Source organism: Microbispora sp. NPDC049633 (assembly GCF_040675265.1).
Lineage (GTDB): Bacteria > Actinomycetota > Actinomycetes > Streptosporangiales > Streptosporangiaceae > Microbispora > Microbispora maris.
This window is the reverse complement of sequence record NZ_JBFAOO010000261.1, coordinates 1-8,495: the sequence shown is the minus strand read 5'-3', so window position 1 is coordinate 8,495 and position 8,495 is coordinate 1. Positions and strand designations below refer to the sequence as shown.

10 protein-coding genes are annotated in these 8,495 nt (G+C 72.0%); 5 read left to right on the top strand and 5 right to left on the bottom strand.

What is annotated here, in order from left to right:
- Nucleotides 1-464: response regulator transcription factor (locus AB0J39_RS35965; protein ID WP_363473042.1), on the top strand; the 464-nt coding region annotated here is incomplete at its 5' end.
- The gene (locus AB0J39_RS35960) at nucleotides 461-1,591 is read left to right on the top strand and encodes a HAMP domain-containing sensor histidine kinase (protein ID WP_363473040.1); all 1,131 of its coding nucleotides are present in this window, start codon (nucleotides 461-463) and stop codon (nucleotides 1,589-1,591) included. The genes AB0J39_RS35965 and AB0J39_RS35960, both read left to right, overlap by 4 nt.
- On the opposite strand, the gene AB0J39_RS35955 is transcribed toward AB0J39_RS35960, so the two are convergent.
- The 3 genes from AB0J39_RS35955 to AB0J39_RS35945 all read right to left on the bottom strand — a co-directional run bounded on the left by AB0J39_RS35955 (nucleotide 1,554) and on the right by AB0J39_RS35945 (nucleotide 4,262).
- Nucleotides 1,554-2,423, bottom strand: coding sequence for an alpha/beta hydrolase (locus AB0J39_RS35955; protein WP_363473039.1), 870 nt, complete (start codon nucleotides 2,421-2,423; stop codon nucleotides 1,554-1,556). The genes AB0J39_RS35960 and AB0J39_RS35955 overlap by 38 nt on opposite strands.
- 164 nt (nucleotides 2,424-2,587) lie before the next feature.
- Nucleotides 2,588-3,460, bottom strand: coding sequence for an aryldialkylphosphatase (locus tag AB0J39_RS35950; protein WP_363473037.1), 873 nt, complete (start codon nucleotides 3,458-3,460; stop codon nucleotides 2,588-2,590).
- 76 nt (nucleotides 3,461-3,536) lie between these two features.
- Complete coding sequence (locus tag AB0J39_RS35945) at nucleotides 3,537-4,262, bottom strand: SDR family oxidoreductase (protein WP_363473035.1); 726 nt, start codon at nucleotides 4,260-4,262, stop codon at nucleotides 3,537-3,539.
- Nucleotides 4,263-4,306: 44 nt separating this feature from the next.
- On the opposite strand from AB0J39_RS35945, the gene AB0J39_RS35940 reads away from it, so the two are divergent.
- Entirely contained in the window at nucleotides 4,307-4,768 is a 462-nt protein-coding gene (locus AB0J39_RS35940; protein WP_363473033.1) for a nuclear transport factor 2 family protein, read from the top strand.
- Here the strand turns inward: AB0J39_RS35940 and AB0J39_RS35935 are convergent.
- Nucleotides 4,765-5,406 carry a VC0807 family protein gene (locus AB0J39_RS35935; RefSeq protein WP_363473031.1) on the bottom strand — a complete coding sequence of 214 codons (642 nt, stop codon included), beginning with the start codon at nucleotides 5,404-5,406 and terminating at the stop codon, nucleotides 4,765-4,767. The two genes, AB0J39_RS35940 and AB0J39_RS35935, sit on opposite strands and share 4 nt — an antisense overlap.
- A gap of 341 nt (nucleotides 5,407-5,747) precedes the next feature.
- Between AB0J39_RS35935 and AB0J39_RS35930 the strand changes: the two genes are divergently transcribed.
- A complete protein-coding gene (locus AB0J39_RS35930) occupies nucleotides 5,748-6,539 on the top strand; it encodes an LLM class F420-dependent oxidoreductase (protein WP_363473028.1) in 792 nt (263 codons plus the stop codon).
- A 7-nt stretch (nucleotides 6,540-6,546) separates the two neighbouring features.
- On the opposite strand, the gene leuE is transcribed toward AB0J39_RS35930, so the two are convergent.
- Nucleotides 6,547-7,233, bottom strand: a complete 687-nt coding sequence (gene leuE / locus AB0J39_RS35925) for a leucine efflux protein LeuE (protein WP_363473026.1) — start codon at nucleotides 7,231-7,233, stop codon at nucleotides 6,547-6,549.
- A gap of 121 nt (nucleotides 7,234-7,354) precedes the next feature.
- Here leuE and AB0J39_RS35920 point away from each other — a divergent pair.
- Nucleotides 7,355-8,495 (top strand): selenium-binding protein SBP56-related protein (locus AB0J39_RS35920; protein WP_363473023.1); only part of this gene is annotated, 1,141 nt, incomplete at its 3' end.

Genomic DNA, 8,495 nt, shown 5'->3' with positions numbered 1-8,495 from the left:
CCGCCCCGCGGGCCCCCCCCGGGCCCCCCCTCGAACCCCCGCCCGCCGCCGGGCCGGCCCCCCCGGCCCCGGGGCTGGACGCGGGCGCCGACGACTACCTGGTCAAGCCGTTCCACTTCGCCGAGCTGGTGGCCCGGCTGCGGGCGCTGGGCCGGCGCGGCGACCAGCACGGTTCACTGCTGCGGGTGGGCGATCTCGAACTCGACCCGGTCACTCACCGGGCCCGGCGGGCGGGCGCCGAGCTGGAGCTGACGTCGCGCGAGTTCGCCCTGCTCCGCTACTTCATGCACCACCCCGGCCGGGTGCTGTCGGCCGAGGACCTGCTGGAGCACGTGTGGGACGCCAACGCCAACCCCTTCACCACCTCGGTGCGGGTGATCCTCAGCCGGCTGCGCAGGAAGCTCGGCGACCCGCCCGTCATCACCACCGTCACCGCCGCCGGTTACCGGCTGGAGGGACCGTGACGCGGCCCTGGCGCTCGCTGCGCGTCCGGCTGGCCGTGCTCGCCTTCCTGGGGTTCTACGTCCCGCCGCTGCTGCTGTTCGGCGTGGTCCTGGTGACCGACACGGAGACGACCGTGCAGGCGCTCAACGGGGTCGAGCACGTGCGCGGCGCCTCGGCGCATCGCTCCCCGTGGGTCTCCTGGACCCTCCTCGCGCTCGCCCCGGCCGCCGCCGCGGCGGCCTGGTGGTGGGCGGGACGGGCCGTCGCCCCGATCAACCGGGTCCGCGCGGTGGCCGGGGACATCGGCGGCACCGATCTGGGCCGCCGGATCGGGCTCGACCACGGGCCGCTGGAGGTGGTGGCGCTGGCCGCCGAGTTCGACGCGATGCTGGACCGGCTCGCGGCGGCGGCGGCCACCCAGCGGCGGCTGCTGGAGGAGACGAGTCACGAGCTGCGCGGCCCGCTGTCGGTGCTGATGACCAACGCGGAGGTCCTGCTCGCCCACCCCCAGCCCACGTTGGAGATCTACCGCGATGGGCTGCGCCGTTCACGCGGCGTCGCCCGGCGGTTGCAGGCCACCGTCGACGACCTGCTGACCGAGGCTCGCGGGCGCGCTCGTACGCTCGACCACCGGCCGGTGGACCTCATGAGGGTGGCGCGTGAGGTGCTCCGGCACGCCGAGGTGCTGGCGGCGGACAAGAGCATGACGCTGTCTCTGGAGGGCCCGCCGGAGGCCGTGTGCGCGGTCGACGAGGTCACGGTGACCCGCGCCGTCGCCAACCTCGTCGACAACGCCGTCCGCTACGGCCCGGAGGGGACGCCCGTGACCGTGGAGATCGCCGTCACGCGCGACCTGGCCGTGGTCACCGTCGCCGACCGGGGGGCGGGCATCCCGGAAGAGCAACGGGAGCGCGTGTTCGAGCGGTTCTGGCGCGGGCACCGCGATGTGCCCGGTACCGGCCTCGGCCTGCCCATCGCCCGGCAGATCGCCCGGGCCCACGGCGGCGACCTCACCGTCACGTCCGGGACTTCCGGCGCCCCGGGCTGCGTCTTCCGTCTCACGCTGCGCCGCCCGCGCGGGCCGGGCGCCGGGCTCGCGGGCGCCGGGCTCACGGCCGGGGGAGGAAGGCGAGTAGGGCCTCGGTGAGGGCCTCAGGGGCTTCCTCCATCATGTGATGGCCCGTCTCGAGGGCGTGACCGGACAGGTCGGCGGCCCACGGCCGCCACACGCCGAGCACGTCGTGGTCGTACAGCTCCGCGAGGTCGTCCTTGGCGCCCCACAGGACCAGCAGAGGGCTCGTGATGCGCCGCCCGGCGGCCCGGTCGGCGTCGTCGGCGGCCCGGTCCACGCCCAGCCCGGCTCGGTAGTCCTCGCACATCGCGTGCCGCACCCGGGGATCGGCTATCGCCGCCGCCACGTCCGCGTGGTTCTCCCGGCCCATCCGGGCCGGATCGAGCGTGTACCAGGCCTCCAGGTCGGCGGCGATCAGCCGCTCGGGCAGCGGCGCGGGCTGGCCCATGAAGAACCAGTGATACCAAGCCTGGGCGAATCGGGCGTCACACCGGGCCAGCGCCTCACCGATCGGTACGTCGCCGAGGATGACGACGTGGTCCACGCGGTGCGGATGGTCCAGCGCGAGGCGCTGGACGACGTAGCCGCCGCGGTCGTGGCCCACGGCGTGGAACCGCTCGTGGCCGAGCTCCCGCATCAGCGCGACCAGGTCGCCGGCCATGGCGCGCTTGCCCGCCTGGGAGTGGTCGGGCTCGTCGGGAGGCGCCGTGGACCGGCCATAGCCCCGCAGGTCGGGGCAGACGACGGTGAATCCGGCGGACGCGAGAGCGGGCGCGACCAGGTGCCAGGTGGTGTGGGTCCTCGGATGGCCGTGGACCAGCAGCAGCGCGGGTCCCCGGCCTCCGTGCCGCACCCGGAGGCGCACGTCCCCGACCTCGACGTAGCTGAGTTCGAATCCGGCGAACATGGCAGGTGCCCCTGCCCGTGACGCCCCGGGGAAATCGCACGGCGACGTCACAGGCGCCGGGTGCGGCTCCTCAAGGCCGGGGGACCACCTCGCGCCGCGGGTTCTCCAGCCACCGCGCCACGTCCAGCGGCCGCCGGTGGTGTTCGACCGGCTCCACCGGGTCGTCAGGGGGTGAGCCAGCGGAGGGGGTTGTCGTGCGTGATCAGGCGCAGGGTGCCGTCGTCCACGCCGGCCTCCCGCAGGGCCGGGAGGACCGACGAGAACAGCCGCCCGTAGCCCTGCCCGCCGTAGCCGGACAGGTGCTCCCGTAGGCGTACGCCGCTGCTCAGCAGGACGCGCTCGGCGTGCCCGGCGTCGAGGAGGGTGAGGACGTCCTCGGAGTCGTCCACGCTCACGTACGCGCCGGTCTCGGCGATCTTGCGCTGGGCCAGCGGGTCGCCGGTGCGGGCCGCGAGACGCCGGGCGGGAACGTTCTGCGAGAGCAGCAGTTCCAGCAGTTCCAGACCGCCCGTCGCGACCGGGAGGTCGGTGCGCAGCGAGGCACGGGCGGCGGCCGTGACGGCCCGCTCCTCGGCGGGGGTGGGCGCCTCGTCCCACGAGGCGGTGACGATGACCCCCGGCCGCGCGCCCGTCCCGTCCAGCCCGGCGCCGATCTCGTGCAGCAGATCGGCGGTCAGGTCCTCCACGCCGTACCGCGTGATGGCCTCGCCCGCGAACGGCTGCGCGGCGAAGCCGGTGGCGGCCACGATCGGCACCCGCGAGGCCATCGAGATCCGGGCGAGCGCGGCGGGGTCGCGCGCCATGCCGATGCAGCTGTGCTCCACCACGAGGCCCAGCGCCTGCTCCCTGCCGAGGTGCTTGACCTCGGTCAGCACGTACCGCTCCTCGTCCAGCCACCGGTGGGGATCGGAGTCCACGCCGATCCCCCAGCGGGTGTCGGTGCGCAGATGCTCGTACGGGAGCACCGGCCCGTCGATCTCGGAGACGGGGACGGCGCCCGTGACGGTCTGGATTCGAGGGAAATATGCGCCGGACATGAACGGACATTAACCGATTTTTTGTCTAAACCGCTCCTGAATCACGCGATTCTTTACCTTGAGGGCATGGGCGGGGTCAGCTCATCGTCTTGCCGCCGTTGACGGCGAGCCGCTGACCGGTGACGAAGCGGGCGCCGGGGGAGGCGAGGAACGCGACCGTCTCGGCGATGTCCAGCGGCGCGCCCATGTGCCCCAGCGGGACGTCGCGCAGGTAGTCGGTGTAGTCCTCCGGGGGGACGTCCGCGTGGCGCTCCACCGGGATCCAGCCCGGCTCGACGGTGTTCACGGTGATCCCGTACGTCCCGAGCTCGCGGGCCCACGACCGGGTGAGTCCGTGCATCGCCGCCTTGGCCGAGACGTAGTGCCCGAACTCCGGGTTGCCGAGGTCGGCGACCTCGCTGCCCACGTTGACGATCCGCCCGGCCCCGGCCTCGCGCATGCCGGGCAGCACGGCCTGCAGGATCAGCAGCGGAGCCTTGACGAAGAAGCGGAGCTGGCCGAGGTGGTCCTCCCAGGTCTGCTTCTCCACCGGCATCAGCGGCTGCGGGCCGGTGGCGTTGTTGACGACCACGTCCACGTGCCCGATCGCGGCCACGCCCTCCCGTACGGACTCCTCGTCGGTGACGTCGAACCGGGCCAGGCCGGCCGAGCCGCCGGCGGCGGTGATGCGGTCGACGACGGCGGAGGCCCCGGCCGTGTCGTTGGCGTAGTTGACGGCGACGTGCCAGCCGTCCTTGGCGAGCCGTTCGGCGATGACGGCGCCCAGACCTCGTGAGGCGCCGGTGACCAGTGCGGTACCCATGACAAGCGTGCCTATCACAGATCGCGTGGGGCAGGATGGGGCGCATGGATGAGATCGCCGCACTGGTGGACCGGGCCGAGATCGTGGACGTCGTCACGGCCGTCTTCGACACCGTGGACGCCAAGAACTGGCCGGTGTGCCGGGAGCTGTTCGACGACGAGGTGGACGCCGACTTCACCAGCCTCAACGGCGGGGAGCCCGCGCGGATCAGCGCCGAGGCCCTCGTGGACGGCTGGCGGACCGGCCTGCACGCCCGCAAGCAGAGCTTCCACACCGTGAGCAACTTCGCCGTGACCGTGGACGGCGCCGAGGCGCACGTCACCACCAAGGGCTACGCCTACAACCTGCTCGACGCCGCGCTGGGCGGCGGCATGTTCGAGGTGTGGGGTGTCTACCGGCTCCGGCTGCTACGCCAGGCCGAGGGGTGGAAGGTGACGGCCTTCGCGTTCGACGCCCGGCACACCCGCGGCGACGAGGCGGTGCGCACCCACACGCTGGAGGACTAAGCGGTGATCGCCGGGGCCTCGGTGTGCAGGCGCCGCAGGACCCGGCGGAACGCCCAGACCGACCCGAGGAAGGCCAGGCCGGTCACCACGGCGACGGCGGCGGTGCGGATGATCAGGTAGTCGCCGATCGACTCGTGCAGCAGCAGCCAGATGCTCATGGCCGAGTTGACCAGGAGGACGAACGCCCACAGCAGGGTGATCCGGGCGAAGAAGGTGCGGACGCGCTCGTGCCGCAGCACGAACGACGGCAGGTGGATGTAGTCGAGCGTGAGCCGCTGGACCAGCGGGCGGCGCATCCGCACCGACGCCAGGAGCACCATGCTGATGCAGATCGTGCCGAGCTCCGGCTGGATGAAGTAGAGGACGGGACTGCCGGTCCACAGTCCGATCACGGTGCGGAAGGTGATCGCGATCGTCGCCATGACCATCGTCCCCGGCACGGGCTGACGCCGGACGAGCCGCCACAGGACGCCCAGGTAGACCCACGACACCGCGGCCATCAGCGCGCCGCGCAGACCGAGCACCGCGAGAGCCGCGTAGAAGACCACGAGAGGAGCCACCACGCCTTCGAGGAGCCGGGGCACCGCCTGCTTGATCAGCGCGGTGAGCCGTGGCAGTGCGAAAGGCGTGTGGTTCATGGCAACTCCAACGGGGCCGGCAGGGGGAGACCGACGCTGTAGTTGGGCAACGCGCCTACCCGGACATCGCGGGCGGAAACGCCCGAGGGAAGGCTCTTTGTCGGTGGCTCACGGTACCCGACGGCCGGCCCTGCGGGGCCCGAACGCGTGGGGCCGATCGCTGGCTCATAACGGTACGGCATGGCCGGCCCCGGCCGGCGGGTTCGCGGAAACCCCTGGTCAGCGCTTTACCGGTGGCCGCGGGGCGCTTTCCCCGGCACGCGGAGGGCGCGGGTTACTTTGACGGCATGGACTCAGGTTTCGGCTACTTCGCAACGGATGATGCGGTTCGTCCGGATGCCTTGGCCAGGCTCGTCGAGCAGCGCGGCCACACGGCCCTGCTGTTCACCGAGCACACGCACATCCCGGTGCCGCCCGGCGGTAAGCCGCCACAGGACGAATGGGGTGGCGACCTGCCCCGGCGCTACTGGCACAGCTACGACCCGTTCGTCGCCTCGATGGCCGCGGGCGCGGCGACGACCCGGCTGCGCGTGGGAACGGGCATCTGCCTGGTGCCCGAGCACGAGCCCATCGGCCTGGCGAAGACGGTCGCGAGCGTGGACAACCTGACCGGCGGGCGGTTCGAGTTCGGCGTCGGCGCCGGATGGAACCGCGAGGAGCTGCGCCACCACGGCGTCGATCCCGCCCGCCGCTTCGCCGTCATGCGCGAGCGCGTCCGGGCGATGCAGGAGATCTGGACCCGTGACGAGGCGGAGTTCCATGGCGACTTCGTGTCCTTCGACCCGATCTGGTCATGGCCCAAACCGGCGCAGAAGCCGTACCCGCCGATCCTGGTGGGCGGTGCCGGGCCGCGCGTCTTCGACCGCGTGGTCGCCTACGGGGACGCGTGGCTGCCCAACTACGGCGAGGGGATCCTCGAACGCGTTCCCGAGCTGTTCCGGCGGGCCGAGGAGGCGGGCAGGCAGGTCGAGGTCCTGATGCTGTCCGCGCCGGCCGACCCGGGCGCGCTGGAGCAGTGCGAGAAGGCAGGCGTGTCCCGGGTCATGGCCTGGCTGCCGTCGGCCGGATACGACCGCGTCCAGCGGGCGATGGACGCCTTCGAGGGCGCCCTCGCCGACCTGCACGGGGAGTAGAGGCCGATCAGTTCAGCGTCGCGGTGGCCAGCTTGGCGCCGAAACCGAGGAAGAGAGCGCCGACCCCCGAGGTGAGCCCGGCGGACAGCTTGCGGCGCCGCCGGAAGTGGCTCGCGAGGAACGTGCCGCCGAAGATGAGCGTGCTCAGGTAGGCCACGCTGAAGACCTGCACGATCAGCGCGAGGATCAGGAACGACAGCGCCGGCGCGCCGTACGACGGGTCCACGAACTGCACGAAGAACGCCACGAAGAACAGGATCGCCTTGGGGTTGAGCAGGCTGATCGTGAACGCCTTCCGGAAGGGGTCGGCCGCCGCCGGGACCGCCGCCTCCACGGCCTCCGTCGCCTCGGACGCCTCGGTGACCTGGCCCGCGGCCCCCGCCCGGGAGGCCCGAAGGGAGCGCCAGGCGCCGCGCAGCATGCCGAAGCCGATCCACGCCAGATAGACCGCGCCCGAGTACTTCACGATCGAGAACAGCACGGGCGTCGACTTCAGCAGCGACGCGACCCCGGCGGCCGACAGGATCATGAGGACCGAGTCGCCGGCGAAGACCCCGGCCGCCGCGCGGTACCCCTGCCGCACGCCGCGCTGGGCGGCGGTGGACAGTACGAACAGCGAGTTCGGCCCCGGGAGCAGGATGATCAGAAACGAGCCGACGACGTACGTCCAGATGTTGGTGATTCCGAAGAACAACCCTGCCTCCGTAAAACGCGATAAGTCAGGGTATAGCTCTTCACGTTCTGTGGTCACGGCAGGGTACAGGACCGGAAATTCCTATTGACCCTATGGGTAATAAGGGACAATCCTTGAGTCCATGACGCTGTGGAAGCCCGATCCGACCTTCTACCCCTCGCCCCGCGACGCCGCCGAGGCGCCGCCGGAGAAGCTGGCCTACGTGGCCGCCTTCGACCGGTCGGCCCAGCGGCCCGACGCGCTCGCGGTCCTCGACACCGATCCCGCGTCCCCGGCGTACGGGACCGTGGTCGGCTGGACCGACCTGCCGCACACGGGGGACGAGCTGCACCACTTCGGCTGGAACGCCTGCAGCAGCGCACTGTGCCCCTACGCGCCGCACCCGCACGTCGAACGGCGCTACCTGATCGTGCCCGGCCTGCGGTCGTCGCGGATCTACGTGTACGACACCAAGGACCGGGTCGGCCCGGAGCTCGTGAAGGTCATCGAGCCCGAGGAGCTGGGCAAGCGGGCCGGCTACTCCCGCCCGCACACCGTCCACTGCGGCCCCGAGGGCCTGTACGTCAGCGCGCTCGGCGGGTACGGCGACGACGGGCCCGGCGGCATCGCCATCCTCGACCACAACTCCTTCGAGGTCCTGGGCCGGTGGGAGGTCGACCGCGGCCCGCAGTACCTCGCGTACGACTTCTGGTGGCACATCAACCACGACGTCCTGGTCACCTCCGAGTGGGGCACGCCGTCCATGGTCGAGGACGGGGTGGTCGGCGAGCTGCTGCTCGGCCGCAAGTACGGCCACAAGATCCACTTTTGGGACCTGCGCAAGCGCAGGCACGTCCAGGAGGTGGACCTCGGCGACCAGCACCAGATGACGCTGGAGCTGCGCCCCGCCCACGACCCGACCAAGACGTACGGCTTCGTGGGCGTCGTGACCAGCGTCGAGGACCTGTCGGCATCCGTGTGGGTGTGGCACAAGGACGGCTCCCGCTGGGCGGCGGAGAAGGTGATCACCATCCCGGCCGAGCCGGCCTCGCCGGACGACCTGCCCGACGTGCTCAAGCCGTTCGGCGCGGTGCCGCCGCTGGTCACCGACATCGACCTGTCGGTCGACGACCAGCGCCTGTACGTGTCGTGCTGGGGCACCGGCGAGCTCAAGCAGTACGACGTGTCCGACCCGTTCAAGCCGGTCGAGCTCGGCTCGGTCCGCCTCGGCGGCATCGTGCGGCGCGAGGCGCACCCGGCGGCGCCGGACGAGCGGCTCGCCG

Bases quoted from the DNA above. Each gene is read 5' to 3' on its own strand.
- AB0J39_RS35935 (WP_363473031.1), bottom strand. From the start codon at position 5,406: ATGAACCACACGCCTTTCGCACTGCCACGGCTCACCGCGCTGATCAAG.
- AB0J39_RS35955 (WP_363473039.1), bottom strand. From the start codon at position 2,423: ATGTTCGCCGGATTCGAACTCAGCTACGTCGAGGTCGGGGACGTGCGC.
- AB0J39_RS35945 (WP_363473035.1), bottom strand. From the start codon at position 4,262: ATGGGTACCGCACTGGTCACCGGCGCCTCACGAGGTCTGGGCGCCGTC.
- AB0J39_RS35940 (WP_363473033.1), top strand. From the start codon at position 4,307: ATGGATGAGATCGCCGCACTGGTGGACCGGGCCGAGATCGTGGACGTC.
- AB0J39_RS35950 (WP_363473037.1), bottom strand. From the start codon at position 3,460: ATGTCCGGCGCATATTTCCCTCGAATCCAGACCGTCACGGGCGCCGTC.